This is a genomic window from Ferrovibrio sp. GW821-FHT12B10 (genome assembly GCF_058807515.1).
Genome location: NZ_JBXAQT010000001.1, coordinates 391,569 through 410,115, shown reverse-complemented (window position 1 = coordinate 410,115; position 18,547 = coordinate 391,569). Strand labels below are relative to the sequence as shown.

Genomic DNA, 18,547 nt, shown 5'->3' with positions numbered 1-18,547 from the left:
AGGTGGGAATAAAGCGGGTTCCCGCTGGTCTACCTCTGCAGCGGCGCCATACCGGCAGCCGCCACAACCGCAAACAAGGGGATACCCGATGATGATGCGCAACCTGATGCTGACCGGCCTGCTGTCGCTCAGCCTGGTCGCCTGCGCCAGCAGCAATTCGATGGCGCCGGCCAAGACCGGCACCACCGCGCTCGGCCCGGTGCTGGTCGATGCCAAGGGCATGACGCTCTATACCTTCGATCGTGATGCGACGCCCGGCAAGTCGGCCTGCAACGGTCCCTGCGCCACCAACTGGCCGCCGCTGATGGCCGCCGGCGATGCCAAGGCCTCGGGCGACTGGACTGTCATCACCCGCGACGACGGTGCCAAGCAGTGGGCCTACAAGGGCAAGCCGCTGTATGCCTGGACCAAGGACACCAAGCCGGGCGACACCACCGGCGACGGCTTCCTGAACGGCGCCTGGCACATCGCCAAGCCGTAACAGGACGGGTATGGTCGGGCGGCAATGCTTGTTATGTTGCCGCCTGCCATCTCCCTGACGACCGCCAGAGCATGCTGTTCCGCCGTTCCCCGCATCCGATCGAAGCCGAGCTGCCGCGCCTACGCCGTTTTGCGCTGGCGCTGACCCGCAGCCGCGATACGGCCGATGATCTGGTGCAGGATTGCGTGGAGCGCGCGCTCGGCGCCTGGACGACGCGGCGCGGCGATGCCGCCAGCCTGCGGCCCTGGCTATTCACCATCCTGCATAACCGTTGGCGCAGCCGGATGGCGCGCGAGGGCATGCGACCGGACAGCCGGGCGCTGGACGATATCGGCGAGGGACCACAGGCCAGCGGCGGCCAGTGGGAACGGCTGGAACTGCGCGACATGGATGCCGCGCTGGGATTGCTGCCCGACGAGTGGCGCGCACTGCTGTTGCTGGTCGTGGTGGAAGGATTGAGTTACGAGGAGGCGGCCAGAGTGCAGGACATTCCGCTCGGCACGGTGATGTCGCGCCTGGGGCGCGCGCGTGAACGCCTGCGTCGCCTCATGGATGGCGTGCCGCCCGCGCAGGGCGACGGCCAGGCAGTGCATTTGAGGAGAGTGAAATGAGCGGCGATCCGGCAAAGAGTGTGAGCGAAGCCGATCTGCAGGCCTATGTCGACGATCGGCTGCCGCCCGAACGGCGCGCCGATATCGAGGCGCATCTGGCCCTGCATGCCGACGATGCCGCAAAGGTCGCGATCTGGCAGCAGCAGGCGGAAGACCTGCGTGCGCATTTCGCCGGTGGCATGAACGACGAGATCGTGTCTCCGGCCCTGGCCGCGCTGTTTGCCACACGCAGTCAGAACAATTTCGGCCGCAGCGTCATGCGCATCGCGGCACTGCTGCTGGTCGCCGTGCTGGGGATCGGCGCGGGCTGGTATGGCCGTGGCGCCTTCTCGCCGGGGATGGCAGTGTCAGCGCTGCCGCAGGAAGCCACGCGCGCGCATCTGGTCTACAGCCGCGAGGTGCTGCATCCCGTCGAAGTGCCGGCCAAGGAAGAACAGCATCTGGTCGCCTGGCTGTCCAAGCGCCTGGGCACGGCGCTGAAGGTGCCGAGCCTGACGGCGCAGGGCTATGCGCTTGTGGGCGGCCGTCTGCTGCCAGCCTCCAGCGGCAACAATGCGGCGGCGCAATTCATGTACGAAAACCGCCAGGGCCAGCGCCTGACGCTCTATGTGCGTTCGGGCGAGGACAACGGCGACACATCCTTCCGCTTTGCCGGCGATGGCAGGGCGGCGGCCTTCTACTGGGTCGATGCCGGTTTCGGCTATGCCCTGACTGGCGAGAACGGTCGCGAGGCGCTGTTGCCGGCGGCGCGGCAGGTCTACGAGCAGCTCAGCCGCTAGACGCGGCTCGCTCTTAAACCCGACTGAGGCCGGCCTGCCGCAGCAGGGCCGCGCCCAGCGGATGGCTGGGATTGGCGCCGTCAAACTTGATGCTGAAATGGTCGGCACCCTTGATGCGCAGCAGGCTGGCATTGGTGCCGGCGTCGCGCAGCGCCTGATGGAAATCCAGGCTCTGCGCGATCCAGCCTTCCGGCTCGGCATCGCCGCAGGCAACAAGAATGGTGCTGGTCACCTTGCCTGTCAGCTTAAGCGGCAGGCGGGTGACGCTGTTGCGCACCGCCATGGCGCCGTCCAGCCGGATATCGGCATTGACGCTGACATGCAGCACCGGTTCGAGTTCATAGACGCCGCTGACCAGACCCAGTGAAGCGACCGGCGGCTGCCCCGGCAGATCGGTGGGCCAGGGCGCGGCCACCATCATGGCGGCCAGATGCGCGCCAGCCGAATGGCCGATGACATGAATCTTCGCCGGATCGGCGCCCCAGTCGAGCGCGCGGGCGGCGACATGCACCAGCGCCTCCTGCACTTGTCGCACGATGGTGTCGACCGTGACGGCGGGGCAGAGATCGTAATTCAGGTTCACGACGACGGCGCCGGCCTTCACGAAAGGCACGATGGCAAAGGTGGTGGTGTTCTTGTCGAGGCCGCGCCAGTAGCCACCATGGATGAAAATCACCAGCGGCGCATTCGGCCTGGCATTGTCGGGCTTGTGCAGATCGTAGGTCTGCAGCGGCCCGGTGCCATAACGCAGGTCGTATTCGCCGCCGATCTCGGCCTTTGCCGCGGCCGAACGCTCGACATAAGTTTTGAAATGCTTGTCGAAATCCGGCACGGCCTTGCGCGGATTGAACTGCGCTTCGATCTGTTCGGAGGAAAGGCTGCGCCAGTCGAAGCTGCTCATGCGGTTCAGTCCTGCAGGGTTCCAGCGACCCGTGCGCGCGTTTTCAGCAGCGCCAGCACAACGTCGATGGTGGGGGTGACGATCTTCAATTTCTCGGCAAGTTCGGCAATCACGCCGATCAGGCCGCCGATTTCCATCGGCCGGCCGGTTTCCAGGTCCTGCAGCATCGAGGTCTTGTGTGGACCAACCTTGCGGGCCGCGTCCATGCGCTGTTCGACCGTGATGGGGAAGGTGATGCCCAGGGCTTCGCCCACCTGCTGGGCCTCGCGCATCATCGCGCCGAGCACGCGGCGTGCATCCGGATCGGTGGCCAGGCCGCCGAGCGTGCCGTAGGTCAGCACGCTGACCGGATTGAAGGACAGGTTGCCCCAGAGCTTGGTCCAGATTTCCTGACGGATGTTGTCGAGCACTGGCGCGTCTATGCCGGCTTCGGTCAGAACCTTGCTCAACCGCTGCACGCGCTCAGACGTGCTGCCATCGGGTTCACCCAGCGGCAGGCGGCTGCCGCCGCCGTGGCTGATCACGCCGGGCGCCGAGATCGCGCCGGCAACCCAGACCACGCTGCCGATGGCGCGCTGCGGCCCGATCAGGTTCCATTGCAGGTCACCGGGATCGACGGACGCCAGACGCATGCCGTCCAGCGGACCGCCATGGCGATAAAAATACCAGTAGGGCATGCCGTTCATCGCCGTGATCATCGGCGTATCGGCGCCGAACAGCGGCAGCATCTTCTCGGCCATGTCGGGCACGGCCGGGGCTTTCAGGCTGAGGATCACCACATCCTGCACGCCGGCCTCGGCCGGATCGTCGGTGCAGCCGGGATGCACGGTGAAGCGCTTGCCGTCGCTTTCAACGGTCAGGCCGTGATCGCGGATGGCATCGCGATGGGCGCCGCGGGCGATCAGGGTGACATCATGGCCAGCGCGGGCCAGCAGGCCGCCGAAATAGCCGCCGATGGCGCCCGCGCCAACGATGCCGATCTTCATGCCGCCTCGATATTGGGGCGGTGCTGCGCCATCCAGCTGGTCAGGCGCTCGCGTTCCAGCGCGGTGACCCACAGGCCGCATTTGGTGCGGCGCCACAGCACGTCATCGGCCTCGCGCGCCCATTCCTGGCGCATCAGGTAATCGACTTCGCGTGCATAAAGCCCGCCGCCAAAATGCTCGCCCAGATCGGCTGACCACTGCGTGTCGCCCAGGATGGTGTCGACCGCCGAACCGTGGCGGCGCGCTAACCGCGTCAGCCAGGCCGGATCGAGGCCGGGATAGCGGTGCTTCAGATCGGCCACGAAGGCATCGAAGCTCAGGCCCTTGAGGTCGCCGCCGGGCAGCGGCTCGCCGCCGGACCAGGCCTTGCCCATCTTCGGATAGAAGGGCGCAATCTTGTCCATCACCTGCTCCGACAGGCGGCGCGCGGTAGTGAGCTTGCCACCGTAGACCGACAGCAGCGGTGCGTCGCTCTTCGCGCCCGTATCGAGGTCCAGCACATAATCGCGCGTGATGGCCGAAGGATCGTTGTCGCCGTCGTCATAGAGCGGTCGCACGCCAGCATAGGACCAGACAATCATGTCCCGGGTCACGTCCTGGCGGAAATACTCGCTGGCCGATTTCAGCAGGTAGGTGGTTTCGTCCTCGCTGATGCGCGGCGGACCATCCAGCTTATCCAACTGAATGTCGGTCGTGCCAACAAGCGTGAAGTCGCGCTCATAGGGGATCGCGAAGATGATGCGGTTGTCGGCATTCTGGAAGATGTAGCAGTGATCGCCATCGAACAGCTTCTTGGTGACGATATGGCTGCCCTTGATGAGGCGCACGCTGTTCTTTGGGGTCTGGCTGAAGGCGCCGGTCAGCGTCTCGCGCACCCAGGGGCCGCCGGCATTGATGATGCCGCGCGCCGTCACGATGCGGCTGCTGCCATTGCTCTGGTCGGTCAGCGTGACATGCCACAGACCGCCTTCGCGCCTGGCCGCCGTCACCGCCGTGCGGGTGAAAATCTTTGCGCCCTTGTTGCGGGCGCTCATCGCGTTCAGGACCACGAGGCGGGCGTCATCCACCCAGCAGTCGGAATATTCGAAGCCGCGTTTGAATTTTGATTTCAGCGGCCGGCCGCGCGGATCGTCGCCGGTGAAGTCGAGACCCACCGAACCAGGCAGGCTCTGGCGGCGCGACAGGTTGTCATAGAGGAACAGGCCGATGCGGATCATCCAGGCCGGACGCAGGCCGGGATGGTGCGGCAGCACGAAGCGCAGCGGCCAGATGATATGCGGCGCCATCTTCATCAGCACTTCGCGTTCGCCCAGCGCTTCGCGCACGAGGCGGAACTCGTAATGCTCGAGATAGCGCAGGCCACCATGGATCAGCTTGGTGGCCGCCGAGGAGGTGGCGCCGGCCAGGTCGCCGCGCTCGGCCAGGATGACGCTCAGGCCGCGACCGGAGGCATCGCGGGCGATGCCGGTCCCGTTTACGCCGCCACCGATGATCAACAGATCGGCAGGTTCAGAAGACATTGAAAAATAACCGCTGGAAGGCAGGAAAGCGGCCTTTATACGGTCACGCTGATCTGCTGCGCAAGGTCGAGCTCCAGCCTGCCGCGCCCGCCGGCGCTGCGATAGGCCGAATGGGCGCTGGTCCGGGCCTGCCGGCTGATCTCAGCCTCGTCAGACTGGGCCAGCTGCTGGGTATGGTAGGTGTTAACCCCGAAGGCCTCGCGCCAGGCGCGCCGGCGCTCCAGATGGGGGGGAATCTCGGCATTGGGGTCGGCGGGCTCGCCCCGGTCGGTGCGGCGCCGCAGGATCTGCAGGACGGCCTGGCCAGCCTCGCGGGTCTTCTGCAACAGGCCGGCGCCCCGGGTGGGGGCCTGGCTGCCATCCTCCTGGGTGCGGAAACCCTCGGCAGCAGCATTCTGGCGCTGTTTTCTGCGGGTTTCGATGGCGGAATCAGCCTGGCCGCCCGAAGGCGAAACCACAATGCCGGTGCCGACCAGATTGACCATGAACCCTCGCGTCTAGAGGCCGGACTCAAGCAGGGAGTCGGTAAATGGCGCGTTAACGTCCCGGAATTGTGAACGGTCGCCCGCGGGGGGCGGCGTCAGCGGGCCGGCTGGTCCAGTCGGTAGACCTCGACCGTTTCGAGCCGGCCCTTCACGGCCAGCCGGCCGATCAGCGGCGGCTTGGGGCTCAGCCCGGCCTCGGCCACGGTTTCAGCGCTGGCAAGCGCGACGACCTGCTCATCCTCGTTTTGGTGGTCGCGGCCCAGCTGCTCCAGCCGCTGGGCGGTATTCACCGTATCGCCGACGACAGTGTAGTTGATGCGTCCGGGTGCGCCGATATTGCCGACCACCACCGGGCCGGAATGCAGGCCGATGCGCATGCGCAGGATCGGCTTGCCCAGCATGACGCGGCGGGCATTGTCAGCCGCGAGCGCGCGACAGATGGCCTGCACGGCGCGACACGCGCGGGCGGCATGGTCATCGTCGCGTTTGATCGCGCCCCAGACCGCCATCACGGCGTCGCCGATGAACTTGTCGACAATGCCGTTCTCGGCCTCGATGCAGGCGGTCACCAGCCCGAAATGATCGTTCAGGATGTCGGCGGTTTCCTCGGCAGTCATTTTTTCAGACATTGCCGTGAAGCCGACGAGGTCGGTGAAGATTACCGTCACGTCGCGGCGCTTGCTGACATTGACGGCGTCCTCGCCCTCGCGCACCAGCCGGTTGACCAATTTGCGCGGCACATAGTTGCCGAACCAGTGCAGCGCCGCATTGGCGGCGTTGATCGCCTGGGCAGCGTCGTCGAGTTCGCGCAGGCGCGTGCGGTCGAGTGGCGGCGCATCGAAATCCAGGTTGCGCAGCCGGTTGGCGGCCAGGCTGATCGACAGCAGCGGCCGGCGGATCAGGCGACCGAGGCGCCAGGCGATCATCAGCGACAGCGCCAGGCTCAGCAGGCCGACGGCGGCCGAGACCTGAAGCCGGCTGATTTCAGTCTGGATCTGGTCGAAGGCGAAATAGCGGCCGACCAGCCAGGGCCGTTCGCCGAATTCGTTGATGCGGCGATAGACGAAGATCCACTGCCGGCCGTCGACCTCGACGATATGCGCGTTGCCATCGTCGCCCAGCAGCGAGCGCGCCAGCACGCGATCGATGCGGCCGTCCCAGATCCGGCGCAGCACGGGGTCGTGGATCTTCTGCAGCGCCGGAACGGGGTTTTCCGCCGACAGTCCGTATTCGTGGTTCAGCAGCGTTGGATGCGCCAGCACATATTCATCGTCATAGAGGATGAAATTGGTCGCCTCGTTATCCACGCTGTCGGTCTCGATCACGCGCGACAGCGTGCCCAGTGACACGACGGCCAATGCCTGACCGACGAAAAGCCCGTCAATAATGACCGGCGCCTGCGCGTTGATCAGTGGCTGGCCGATCTCGGGGTTCCAGATCAGGTCACCCCAATGTACCGGCTTATTGTAGAGGTCGGGCCGGTTCTGCATCTCGAACAGGCGGCGCAGCGCTTCCAGTCGCGCCGCCGTATCGGGGTAGTTGCGGATGCTGTCATGCAAGGCCAGGGTGTTGCCGCCCTGGCGGATGACGCGCGTCGCCACGCTGTCGTTGCGCAGCAGGGCCAGCGCGTCGACCTGGGGCAGGGCATCGAGGCCGGCCATCATGTAGTCGGTCAGCCGGCCGACATCGTTCACGCCGATCTGCTTGCGCTGCAGCCGGGTGCGCAATGATTCCACCTGGTCGGCAGCGGGCACAAGCTGATCGCGCGCGCGTTCGACCAGCTGAGTGACGATGCGGTCGTTACGGTCGCGCAACAGCTCGACCGTGTTGAGGCGGCCGGTGAGCAACGCGACGCCGTTGGCGACGCCGGCCAGCACCACCAGCAGGCCGACGGCCAGCGTCAGCACGAAGGTGATCGACGGCCGCACGCGCGGCTGGCGCGCGGGCTTCAGAGCGGTCGGTTCGAGTGCCGGCGTGGAGGCGGCCTGCTCAGCCCTTGGTTCGGGCAAGGGCCTCGACCTGCTTGCGCAGGTCTTCCATCTGCTTCTTCAGGGTGTCGACCTCGACCGGCTTGTCGCCGGCCGCGCCTTTTTCACCCGCCTCGGCGGCGACGAAGGGATTGAACAAGGTCATGGCGCGCTGGAACATCTGCATGTTCTGGCGGCCCATTTCCTCGATGCTGCGGAACGGGAACATCTCGCCGAAGGCTTCGGCCATGTACTGGCGCATCTCGTCCTGATTGCGCTGGAACGAGGCCATCGAGATTTCCAGGTAGCTGGGCACCAGGGTCTGCAGGCTGTCGCCGTAGAAGGTGATCAGGCGGCGCAGGAAGCCGATCGGCAGCAGGTTCTGCCCCTTCGACTCTTCCTCGAAAATGATCTGGGTCAGCACGCTGCGGGTGATGTCCTCGCCGCTCTTGGCATCCTCGACCACGAAATCCTGACCGTCCTTGACCATCTGGCAGAGGTTTTCCAAGGTCACATAGGAGGAGGTTGCCGTATTATACAGCCGCCGATTTGCATACTTTTTGATCTTTATGGCAGGCGCTGCTGTCGTCTGGTCGGTTTCGGCCACGGTCCCACGCTCCCTAGGTCAGTTGAATACATCTTCGCGCGTAATCCTTTGTATACGCAAGTCTCTTGTGCACCGCGAAAGGGTGGCCGGGAAAACCCGCTTGGGTGTAGGCTGTGGGCATGGACGATCCCAAGGCTGGCCCGAAATCAGCCGGCGATGCACAGGCGCTGGCGCAACAGTTCCTCGATCTCTGGCAGGAACAGGCCGGATTGCTGGCTACCGATCCGAAACTGGCTGAATTGTCGGCGACCTGGCTCAATCTCTGGAAGCAGGGTGCGACCGCAGCGGCGCAGGGAGGCGGCAATGTCGCAAAGTCCCCATCACAATCCCCGTCTGGGGCCACGGCCGCTGCCGCTGCATCTGGCGACCGCCAACCTGATGTTGCTGAGCTCGCTCGCCGTCTGGCCGAGTGCGAGGCACGCCTCGCCGTTCTGGAATCCGCAGCTGCAGGCAAGGTTCGCCGCCCTCGCGCCGCAACTGGCAAGCGTCGACCCGGCTGACTTCATCGCCGAACTGATGCGTGCCGGCCTGGCACGGCTCACCACCATGAGCGGCGCCATGTTCCGCTATCGCCAGCATGGCTATCGCCGCGCCCTGGCCGATCCGCCAGCAATCTGGCGCGAAGGCGGCAGCCGGCTTCTGTCTTATGCCCGGGATGGCATCCCGGTGCTGCTGGTGCCTTCGCTGGTCAACCGCGCCTATATTCTCGACCTGGCCGAGGGCCAGAGCCTGACGCGCTGGCTGCCGGCACAGGGCCTGCGTCCTTTCCTGCTCGACTGGGGCGATCCGGGCGAGGCTGAACAGCGTTTCGATCTTACCGCCTATATCGCGCGGCTGGTGCGGGCGCTCGCAGCCGTGAAGCGCGAAACCGGGCAAGTGCCGCTGCTGCTTGGCTACTGCATGGGCGGTAACCTGGCCTTGGCTGCGGCATTGCAGGCCCCTGATGACGTGTCTGCGCTGGCCCTGCTGGCCACGCCTTGGGATTTCCATGCCGGCGGCGCCCATCATGCAGCGCTGGTGCAGGCGCTGGCGCCGGCGCTGGTGCCGCCACCTGCAACGGATGACGCGCCGCCGCCGATGCTGGAGGTCGATACGCTGCAGGGCTTCTTCTGGGCGCTCGATCCTTTCACGGCGCTGAAAAAATTCAGCCTGTTTGACGCCATGCCGGAGCAAAGCGAGGGCGAGCGACGTTTCATTGCCATGGAAGACTGGCTGAATGACGGCGTGCCGCTGGCCGGACCGGTGGCGCGCGAATGCCTGATCGGCTGGTATGGCGAGAACCGCCCGGTGCGGGGCGACTGGTTGATCGCCGGCAAGCCGGTACGGCCGCAGGAGTGGAGCAAACCGACCCTGGTGGTGCTGCCCGAGCGCGACAAGCTGGTGCCTAAGGAAGGTGCTGCCGCTTTGTTGGACCACTTGCCGCAGGCCATGCGTCTGGATGCGCCCAGCGGCCATATCGGCATGGTGGCCGGGCCGCGGGCGGAGACGGGGCTGTGGCAACCGCTGGCCGACTGGCTGTTGCAGGCCGGTGCTCTGGTGACGGAGCGATCCGCTGCGTCACCCCGCAGACGCAAGACCAAAGTGCAAGCCTGACCGGCATTTTTTCAATGCCGGGGGCCTTGCTGCAGTTGCGAAAAGGCCTTTATCGTTCCGTTCAACAGCGTCTCGACCTAGCATCACATATATAAGTCCAGAGTGGAGGGACATCCCATGACCGATATTGTCATTGCCAGCGCCGCGCGCACGCCGGTCGGCTCGTTCAACGGCGCGCTCAGCAGCGTGCCGGCGCATTATCTCGGCCAGGTCGCCATCGATGGCGCGCTGAAGCGCGCCGGCGTGAAGGCCGATGAGGTCAGCGAAGTGATCATGGGGCAGATCCTCACCGCTGCACAGGGCCAGAACCCGGCGCGTCAGGCCTCGATCAATGCCGGCCTGCCTGTGGAAGTGCCGGCTTGGGGCGTCAACATGCTCTGCGGTTCGGGCCTGCGCGCCGTCGCGCTGGGCTTCCAGGCGATCAAGAACGGCGACAGCGACATCGTGGTCGCCGGTGGCCAGGAAAGCATGAGCCAGGCGCCGCACGCTGCTTATCTGCGTGCCGGTCACAAGATGGGCGATCTCGGCTTCATCGACACCATGATCCGTGACGGTCTGTGGGATGCCTTCAACGGCTATCACATGGGCAATACCGCCGAGAACGTGGCCAAGCAGTTCCAGATCACCCGTGATCAGCAGGACGAATTCGCGGCCAAGAGTCAGAACAAGGCCGAGGCGGCGCAGAAGGCCGGCAAGTTCAAGGACGAGATCGTTCCCGTCACCATCAAGGGCCGCAAGGGCGATACCGTGGTGGAGAATGACGAATACATCCGTCATGGCTCGACCGTTGATGCCATGAAGGCACTGCGTCCGGCCTTTGCCAAGGATGGTTCGGTCACCGCCGGCAATGCCTCGGGCATCAACGACGGCGCCGCCGCCGTGGTGCTGATGAGCGCCGAGGAAGCCAAGAAGCGCGGCGTGAAGCCGTTGGCCCGCATCGTGTCGTGGGCGCAGTCGGGCGTCGATCCGTCCATCATGGGCACCGGTCCGATCCCGGCGTCGCGCGCGGCTTTGAAAAAGGCTGGCTGGAAGGCCGGCGATCTCGACCTGATCGAGGCCAACGAAGCTTTCGCCGCCCAGGCCTGCGCCGTGAACAAGGACATGGGCTGGGACACCGACAAGGTGAACGTCAATGGCGGTGCCATCGCCATCGGCCATCCCATCGGCGCCTCGGGTGCCCGCGTGCTGGTGACGCTGCTGTATGAAATGCAGCGCCGCGATGCCAAGAAAGGCCTCGCCACACTCTGCATCGGCGGCGGCATGGGCATCGCGATGTGCATCCAGCGCGACTGACGATTTTGGAAAAAGGCCGGGAGGGGAGATCCCGGCCTTTTTTCCATCAAGAAAAGACCACCATCTGACAGCCAAATAGCAAAAAAGTATTCAACAGGAGGATTCCCATGTCTCGCGTAGCGATTGTCACCGGCGGTACTCGTGGTATCGGCGCTGCGATTTCCCGTCTGCTGCACCAGAACGGCTACAAGGTCGCCGCCAACTATGCGGGCAACACCGAGCGCGCCAAGGCCTTCGAGGCTGAAACCGGCATCAAGACCTATCAGTGGAACGTTGCCGATTTCGACGAATGCCAGAACGGCGTGAAGCAGGTTGAGCGCGATCTCGGCCCGGTCGATGTCATCGTCAACAACGCTGGCATCACCCGTGACGGCACCATGCATCGCATGGGGCATGACCAGTGGCAGGCAGTGATCGACGCCAACCTGGGCGGCTGCTTCAACATGTGCCGCGCCGCCATCGATGGCATGCGCGAGCGCGGTTTCGGCCGCATCGTCAATATCGGCTCCATCAACGGGCAGGCCGGCCAGTACGGCCAGGTGAACTACGCCGCCGCCAAGTCGGGCATCCACGGCTTTACCAAGGCTCTGGCGCAGGAGGGTGCCGCCCGCGGCATCACCGTGAACGCCATCGCGCCGGGCTACATCGACACCGACATGGTCGCCGCCGTGCCGGCGAATGTGCTGGAGAAGATTGTTGCCAAGATTCCGGTCGGTCGACTCGGTCGCGCCGAGGAAATCGCGCGCGGCGTGCTGTTCCTGGTGGCGGACGAGGGCGGCTTCATCACCGGCTCGACGCTCAGCATCAATGGCGGCCAGCATATGTACTGACCGAAGCGGGGCGGTTTTCCGCCTCTTGCGCCCTCATTCCGAAACCGCCGCAGAAATCCTGCGGCGGTTTCTTTTGTTTGTCACAGCCGGATTTAACACAAATCCGCCATGATCCCCGCACAGCTTGACCGTTGTAAAAGCAGTCCAAGGAGGCTGTGTCATGGTCCGTATGTTCGCTGCTGCCGCTTTCACCGCTGTCGTTGCCGGAGCATTGTTCGCGCCCGCGCCAGCCAAGGCTGACAGCTTCTCGTTCGGGTATTCCTCGGGCGACTATCGCCGGGGCTATTACGGGCCGCCGCGGCGCTACTACGGCCCGCCGCCGCGCCATTATTCGTATTACAGCTACCGGTATTACGCGCCGCCGCCGCCGGTGATCTATGCGCCGCCACCAGTCGTCTACGCGCCGCCGGTCTATGCTGCACCTCCGGTCTACGCGGCGCCGCCGGTTATGTCGGCCGCGCCGGCCTCGCCGGTCTATGTCGCGCCCAACGGCCAGTATTGCCGTGAGTACCAGGGCGGTGTCACCGTAGGTGGTGGTCCGCAGCGTGGCTATGGCACCGCCTGCCTGATGCCCGACGGCGCCTGGCGCGTCGTCAACTAACTGTCACGTTCATTCCTCATGGGCGAGACCACAGCTTGGTCACGCCCAAAATGCTGTGCTGATCCTACCTCTGCATATCGGCAAGCGCAGAGGAGTGTGGCGTGGCGGAACGGCAGGCATATTTGAAGCAGGGGCAACGCCGGGTCGGCGGCTGGCTTTTCCCCTATAGCGCAACCTTCATCGACGACCTCGGCGCGCTGCAGCGCGATGCGGGCATTGCCGGCGCGGTCGGTGAGATCGGCGTGCATCACGGCAAGCTGTTCATCCTGATGGCGCTGGGGCGCAAGCCGGAGGAACGGGCGATTGCGATCGATGTCTTCGACGACCAGCATCTCAACCTCGACGATTCCGGTAACGGCGACCGCGCCATCTTCGAACGCAATATCGGCCGCTGGCTGGCCGATGCCTCTGCTGTGCGAATTCTGCAGCGCTCTTCATTTGAGGTGACGCCGGCCGACATCCTCGACAGCGTTGGGCCATTGCGCCTGGCCTCCATCGATGGCGGCCATACCGAGGACTGCGTCGTCAACGATTTCAGTCTGATTGAATCCGTGCTGGCGCCGAAGGGCGTCGTGATCCTGGACGACTATTTCAACGAATACTGGCCCGATGTCGCCTCGGGTGTGGCGTGCTACATGATGGAGCCGGCCAGCCGGTTGCGGCCCTTCGCCATCACGCCGAACAAGACCTATTTCACCTTCGCCGGCGATGCCGGCTTTTATCGCAGCGCGCTGCGCGAGCGCTGCGGCTATTACTTCGAGAAGTCGGCCCGCGTCTTCGGCAGCGATGTCGACATCTATGGCACCCAGGCCTTCACCTTCTCCTTGAAAAAGCGGGCCATAGAATGGATCAAGGCGACTCCGGCGGCTCCCTATGCCCGGGCGCTGCGTCGGCATTTCGCACGTTAGCGCCAGGCGCGCTGAAGGCCGGGCTTGTTAAGCCAGGTGACCCGCGACGCCAAGTCGCAGGCGGGATGGCCGAACGGTCATGAAGCCGGTGCTATATTGAGGCAGGCAAATCCTGGGAGCCACCCACCATGTCATCCGCCACCCTGTCCGCGTCGCCGCAGCCGGTCGAGGACCGCCTGTCCCTGGTGCAGCGCCGCCGCAAGCAGTTCGCCTTCGGTAGTGGCCTGTTGTTGTTACTGGTGCTGCTATTCACGGAATCGATGTGGCCGTCGGAAGCCCTGCCGCATGAGGGCCTGGAACTGCTGGGCTACGGTCTTATCCTGCTCTGCATCACCGGGCGCACCTGGTGTTCGCTCTATATCGGCGGTCGCAAGAAGAAGCTGCTGGTCGATCAGGGGCCATATTCGCTGAGCCGTAACCCGCTGTATCTCTTTTCCGTTCTGGGCGGCATCGGCGTCGGCCTGCAGGCCGGCAACGTGGTGACCGGCATGGTGCTCGGCCTGTTCGTCTTCACGCTATTCAGTGTGGTGATCGCCCAGGAAGAGGAATTCCTCAAGTCAAAATTCCCCGAGGACTTCGCTGCCTATGCGGCGAAGGTGCCGCGCTGGGGGCCGCGCTTCTCCAACTGGCATTCTGATGCCGAGTTGACCGTGCAGCCGCGCATGGTGCTGATCACCTTCCGCGATGCGCTGTCCTTCCTGATTGCGATCCCGCTGCTGGAAGGCATCGAGCTGCTGCAAAATGCTGGCTGGCTGCCGGTGCTGCTGCATCTGCCCTGAGCAAAGCGTGCCTCGCTGTGCATTGCAGCATGGCAAAAGTCCATTGACGATCGTTTGCAATACAAACAATAATCCTCCGTAACAATAAACGGAGGAAACCATGCGCAACGCTCTTGGCGTCGCGGCCCTTGTGGCTGCTGGCCTGCTATCCACCTTTTCAGTGCAGGCCCAGGACAAGCCGATCAAGGTCGGCGTGCTCAACGACATGTCCAGCGTCTATGCCGATTTCCAGGGGCCGGGTTCGGTGCTGGCGGCGCAGATGGCGGCCGAGGACTTCATGAAGGCGAGCAAGCGCAAGGTCGAGGTGATCTTCGCCGATCACCAGAATAAGCCCGATGTCGGCGCCAACATGGCGCGTCAGTGGTACGACGTGGACAATGTGGATGTGATCGTCGATCTACCTAATTCTGCTGTTGCCTTGGCCGTCAACCAGATCGCGAAAGACAAGAACAAGGCAGTGCTCGGCTCCGGCGCGGGCAGCTCACTGCTGACCGGCGAGCAATGCTCGGCCAATTTCGTGCACTGGACCTATGACACCTGGTCCTACGGCCATTCTGCGGCCCGTGCGGCCTACGAGCAGGGCGGCAAGAAGTGGTATTTCATCACCGCCGATTATGCCTTTGGCCATGACTTGGAAAAGCAGGCCAGCGACGAGATCAAGGCGCTGGGCGGTACCATCATCGGCTCCGCCCGTCATCCGGTCGGCGTCAGTGATTTCAGCTCCTTCCTGCTGCAGGCGCAGTCATCCGGCGCCGATGTGGTGGCTTTTGCCAATGCCGGCGGCGATCTGACCAATGCGCTGAAGCAGGCCGCCGAATTCGGCCTCGGCACCAAGCAGCGCATGGTCGGCCTGATCTTCGGCGTCACCAACGTGCCGGCGCTCGGCCTGCAGGCGACGCAGGGTCTGCAGTCGATCGCGCCCTTCTATTGGGACCTGAATGACGGCACGCGCGAATGGTCAAAGCGCTTCCAGTCACGCCATGGCAAGAAGATGATGCCGAACGACATGCATGCTGGCGTCTATGCCAGCCTGATGCATTACTTCAAGGCGGTCGACAAGGTCGGCAGCCCGGCCGATGGCCGCGCCGTGGTCGCCGCGATGAAGGCGATGCCGACCGACGATGCGCTGTTCGGCAAGGGCACCATCCGCGTCGATGGCCGCAAGCTGCATCCGATGTATCTGCTGGAAGCCAAGAAGCCGTCGGAATCGAAGGGCGACTGGGACTTCCTGAAGGTGGCCGCCACCGTACGGGCGGACAAGGCCTTCCGCCCGCTGGCCGAGGGTAACTGCCCCCTGGCCAAATAACCGGGGCCAGCTGGGATGCGGTAAGCTGCCTGTAAGCTTGATGCAGGATAGTCGGCGGCAATCTTTCCCGATTGCCGCCGAGGCCCCTGATGCTGAAGAACTTTCTGTTCCGTCTTTTTGTCCTCATGACCGGCTTGCTGCCGTTCGCAGCCCCGTCGCAGGCAGCGCCGCCACCCGGTGGGAGCTTGACGTTTACCGTCCTTCGAGACGGGAGCGAAGTTGGTCGCCACGAGCTGCAGTTCAACAACAGCCCTGACGGTCTGAAGATCGATATCCAGACCAATGTGGCGGTGAAGGTTGCATTCATCACCGCATACCGTTTCGAGCATGAGGGCCATGAAATCTGGCAGGGTGGCCGGCTTGTGCGGTTATGGTCGCGCACAAATGATGATGGCACCAAGCATGTCCTGGACGCCTCGGCCGACGGCGCGGGCCTGAGCGTGATGGCGGATGGCAAGAATCCGGAGAAGGCCAATGTCACCATTCCAGCCAGCCTCTGGAATGAAGGGATTCTGCAGCAAAGAAGCATTCTCAATACGCTGGATGGCAGCCGCATGACGATTGAGGTTTCCGACCTGGGAACCGAAACGCTTGCCATCCGGGGTGCGCCGGTGCCGGCGCACCATTATTCGATTACCGGCGATCTGCAGCGGGAACTCTGGTATGATGGCGAGAACGTTCTGGTGAAGGTGCGCTTCAAGGCAAAGGACGGCTCGAATATCGAGTATCTGCGCCGCTGATGGGCATTGTGGGGCAGGGGGTGGGCGAGAATGCGCCTGCTGTTGGTTGAAGACGAGGGGCAGTTGCTCGATCTGGTGCAGCGCAGCCTCAGCAAGATTGGATTCACGGTCGACAATGCCGGAAATCTCGAGGATGCGCAGGCTGCGCTTGCGGCATCGCGCTATGATGTGATCATTCTCGATCTCGGCCTGCCCGATGGAGACGGGTTGGCGCTGCTGCGCGCGCTGCGCGGTCGACGCGACAGCACGCCTGTGCTCGTTCTCACGGCTCGGGATGGCGTTGACGACAGGGTCGAGGGACTGAACAGCGGTGCTGACGACTATCTGCTGAAGCCCTTTGCAATGCCCGAGCTGATCGCTCGCCTCAAGGCGCTACTGCGTCGACCGAGCGGGGCGCTAGGTCTGGTGCTCGAGGCGGGCAATATCCGTTTTGATACAGTTGGCCGCACCGTTACCATTGATGGAAAAAACGCCAACCTTACATCGAGAGAGATGACGCTTCTGGAAAACCTGCTGCGTCGGACGGGCCGTGTGGTGCCTAAGACATATCTTGAGGAACGGATTTATGGCTTCGATGACGAGGTGACCCCCAACTCGCTGGAGGTCCTGCTGCATCGGCTGCGCAAGAAACTTGAAGGCAGCAATTTTTCTGGAGAGATTCACACGGTGCGCGGCGTCGGCTACCTGTTGGTGGAGACGCCAAGCTGAGCCAGCCTCGCAAGCAGTGGTCTTTGCAGGCGCGCCTGGCCTGGCGGCTGGGCTTTGTCCTGCTCGGCTCGCTTTTCCTGCTAGCCATCGTCATTTCGCATTATACGTGGCAGGCCATCGACAGTCTCGACGATGTCAATCTGCAGATTCAGGCTGATCAGATTGCCAGCCATACAGCGTTGGACGGAGGTCGGCCTGTCCTGCGTCTCCCGGATGTCCTGGATCGGGCCTATCGGGAATCGGGTGATGGTTATCTATACGCGGTTATGGATATTCAAGGCGGCGTGCTTCTCGCCTCCAGCGGAAAGGCGCGCGATATATTTTCCCTGCTTCCGCTGGAGCGCCTGAAAACAGGGTCGGGACCGGTTTTCCGGCTGATGGATGCGGCCGGCAACGGCACGCCATATTACGCGTTCATTTCAGTGCTGCCAGGCAGTGATTTGCGTGTCGTGGTGGCGCAGGGATATATCCACGGCGACGTCTATATCGACTCCCTGATGAACGAGTTTGCCAGCCATATCGGCTGGACGTTGCCGATCATTCTGATCGCGACATTGCTGATTGCGGTGTGGACCATCCGGAGCAGCCTTCGACCGATCAAGGACCTTTCCGATCGAGCCCTGATGATTGGCCCTGCGACCCGCGATCTGCGCCTTCCCACCGGTGAGGTGGCGGTGGAAATCCTGCCGCTGATCACGGCGGTCAACAGCGCCCTGGACCGGCTCGATCGCGGTTTCGAGATCCAGCGGCGCTTCACGGCGAATGCGGCGCATGAATTGCGCACACCGTTGGCGGTTCTGACCGCTAGGCTGACCGAGCTTGACGATAACGCGACGGCGCGGCGGTTCGGTGAGGATATCGCACGGATGAATCGACTGGTAGCCCAATTGCTGCAGGTTTCCAGGCTGGAGGCGACAGCCCTGCGGATCGAGGACGATGTCGATCTCAATCAGGTGGCCGAAACGGTGGTCAGCTATCTTGCCCCGCTCGCGATAAGCCAGCATCGTACGATCGCCCTGCAGCCTGCGCCATCGCCTGTCATGGTGCGCACGGCGCGTATCCCGCTGGAGGATGCCCTGCGCAACCTGGTGGAGAACGCGCTTCAACACACCCGATCCGGCACGGAAGTGACGGTCACAGTAGGGCAGGACGCTTCCATCGCCGTCAGTGATCATGGACCAGGCGTGCCGCTGCAATTGCGGGATGAGATATTCGAGCGTTTCTGGCGCGGTCGCGACCGCGGGCGTGGCGGCGCGGGGTTGGGTTTGGCAATCGTTGCCGAGACGATGCGCGCCTTGGGCGGCCGGGTAAGTATTTCCGATGCGCCATCCGGCGGAGCGCGTTTCGTGCTGCATCTGCCTCACCAACGCCTGTGACATATTGCCACTGGTGTCTGCGCGGATGTTTCGTAAGGCGGCTGTAAGCACGAATCCATAAACAGGGCGCATCTGA

Annotated in this window: 19 protein-coding genes; 13 read left to right on the top strand and 6 right to left on the bottom strand. The window is 63.9% G+C overall.

Features of this window, described 5'->3' with window-relative positions:
* The first annotated feature begins 88 nt into the window (after window positions 1-88).
* From AC1RRT_RS02200 to AC1RRT_RS02190, 3 genes are all read left to right on the top strand, one after another.
* Window positions 89-481, top strand: coding sequence for a COG4315 family predicted lipoprotein (locus AC1RRT_RS02200; protein ID WP_493012017.1), 393 nt, complete (start codon window positions 89-91; stop codon window positions 479-481).
* A 71-nt stretch (window positions 482-552) separates the two neighbouring features.
* Window positions 553-1,092, top strand: coding sequence for an RNA polymerase sigma factor (locus AC1RRT_RS02195; RefSeq protein ID WP_493012016.1), 540 nt, complete (start codon window positions 553-555; stop codon window positions 1,090-1,092).
* The gene (locus AC1RRT_RS02190) at window positions 1,089-1,871 is read left to right on the top strand and encodes an anti-sigma factor family protein (RefSeq protein ID WP_493012015.1); all 783 of its coding nucleotides are present in this window, start codon (window positions 1,089-1,091) and stop codon (window positions 1,869-1,871) included. The genes AC1RRT_RS02195 and AC1RRT_RS02190 overlap by 4 nt, the downstream gene beginning before the upstream one ends.
* 13 nt (window positions 1,872-1,884) lie before the next feature.
* Here AC1RRT_RS02190 and AC1RRT_RS02185 read toward each other — a convergent pair whose 3' ends face one another.
* From AC1RRT_RS02185 to phaR, 6 genes are all read right to left on the bottom strand, one after another.
* Window positions 1,885-2,772 (bottom strand): alpha/beta hydrolase, encoded by an 888-nt coding sequence (locus AC1RRT_RS02185; RefSeq protein WP_493012014.1) that lies wholly within the window; start codon window positions 2,770-2,772, stop codon window positions 1,885-1,887.
* 5 nt (window positions 2,773-2,777) lie between these two features.
* Complete coding sequence (locus tag AC1RRT_RS02180) at window positions 2,778-3,758, bottom strand: 2-dehydropantoate 2-reductase (protein WP_493012013.1); 981 nt, start codon at window positions 3,756-3,758, stop codon at window positions 2,778-2,780.
* A complete protein-coding gene (gene glpD / locus AC1RRT_RS02175) occupies window positions 3,755-5,278 on the bottom strand; it encodes a glycerol-3-phosphate dehydrogenase (RefSeq protein ID WP_493012012.1) in 1,524 nt (507 codons plus the stop codon). The genes AC1RRT_RS02180 and glpD overlap by 4 nt, the downstream gene beginning before the upstream one ends.
* 35 nt (window positions 5,279-5,313) lie before the next feature.
* Complete coding sequence (locus tag AC1RRT_RS02170; protein ID WP_493012011.1) at window positions 5,314-5,763, bottom strand: hypothetical protein; 450 nt, start codon at window positions 5,761-5,763, stop codon at window positions 5,314-5,316.
* 95 nt (window positions 5,764-5,858) lie between these two features.
* A complete protein-coding gene (locus AC1RRT_RS02165; RefSeq protein ID WP_493012010.1) occupies window positions 5,859-7,772 on the bottom strand; it encodes an adenylate/guanylate cyclase domain-containing protein in 1,914 nt (637 codons plus the stop codon).
* Entirely contained in the window at window positions 7,753-8,337 is a 585-nt protein-coding gene (phaR, locus tag AC1RRT_RS02160) for a polyhydroxyalkanoate synthesis repressor PhaR (protein WP_493012009.1), read from the bottom strand. Before phaR ends, AC1RRT_RS02165 begins: the two co-directional genes overlap by 20 nt.
* Window positions 8,338-8,640: 303 nt before the next feature.
* On the opposite strand from phaR, the gene AC1RRT_RS02155 reads away from it, so the two are divergent.
* The 10 genes from AC1RRT_RS02155 (at window position 8,641) to AC1RRT_RS02110 (ending at window position 18,471) form a co-directional block, all read left to right on the top strand.
* Complete coding sequence (locus tag AC1RRT_RS02155; protein ID WP_493012008.1) at window positions 8,641-9,930, top strand: alpha/beta fold hydrolase; 1,290 nt, start codon at window positions 8,641-8,643, stop codon at window positions 9,928-9,930.
* A 117-nt stretch (window positions 9,931-10,047) separates the two neighbouring features.
* A complete protein-coding gene (locus AC1RRT_RS02150; protein WP_493012007.1) occupies window positions 10,048-11,223 on the top strand; it encodes an acetyl-CoA C-acetyltransferase in 1,176 nt (391 codons plus the stop codon).
* 107 nt (window positions 11,224-11,330) lie between these two features.
* Window positions 11,331-12,053, top strand: coding sequence for an acetoacetyl-CoA reductase (phbB, locus tag AC1RRT_RS02145; RefSeq protein ID WP_493012006.1), 723 nt, complete (start codon window positions 11,331-11,333; stop codon window positions 12,051-12,053).
* 160 nt (window positions 12,054-12,213) lie between these two features.
* Window positions 12,214-12,654, top strand: a complete 441-nt coding sequence (locus AC1RRT_RS02140; RefSeq protein WP_493012005.1) for an RT0821/Lpp0805 family surface protein — start codon at window positions 12,214-12,216, stop codon at window positions 12,652-12,654.
* Between the two features lie 101 nt (window positions 12,655-12,755).
* Window positions 12,756-13,562, top strand: a complete 807-nt coding sequence (locus tag AC1RRT_RS02135) for a class I SAM-dependent methyltransferase (RefSeq protein WP_493012004.1) — start codon at window positions 12,756-12,758, stop codon at window positions 13,560-13,562.
* 128 nt (window positions 13,563-13,690) lie between these two features.
* Window positions 13,691-14,341, top strand: a complete 651-nt coding sequence (locus tag AC1RRT_RS02130) for a methyltransferase family protein (RefSeq protein ID WP_493012003.1) — start codon at window positions 13,691-13,693, stop codon at window positions 14,339-14,341.
* A gap of 100 nt (window positions 14,342-14,441) precedes the next feature.
* The gene (locus AC1RRT_RS02125) at window positions 14,442-15,647 is read left to right on the top strand and encodes an ABC transporter substrate-binding protein (RefSeq protein ID WP_493012002.1); all 1,206 of its coding nucleotides are present in this window, start codon (window positions 14,442-14,444) and stop codon (window positions 15,645-15,647) included.
* A 185-nt stretch (window positions 15,648-15,832) separates the two neighbouring features.
* On the top strand, window positions 15,833-16,387 hold the full coding sequence (locus AC1RRT_RS02120; RefSeq protein WP_493012000.1) for a DUF6134 family protein: 555 nt from the start codon (window positions 15,833-15,835) through the stop codon (window positions 16,385-16,387).
* A 30-nt stretch (window positions 16,388-16,417) separates the two neighbouring features.
* Window positions 16,418-17,095, top strand: coding sequence for a response regulator (locus AC1RRT_RS02115; RefSeq protein WP_493011999.1), 678 nt, complete (start codon window positions 16,418-16,420; stop codon window positions 17,093-17,095).
* A gap of 23 nt (window positions 17,096-17,118) precedes the next feature.
* A complete protein-coding gene (locus AC1RRT_RS02110; protein ID WP_493011998.1) occupies window positions 17,119-18,471 on the top strand; it encodes a sensor histidine kinase in 1,353 nt (450 codons plus the stop codon).
* The last annotated feature ends 76 nt before the right edge of the window (window positions 18,472-18,547 follow it).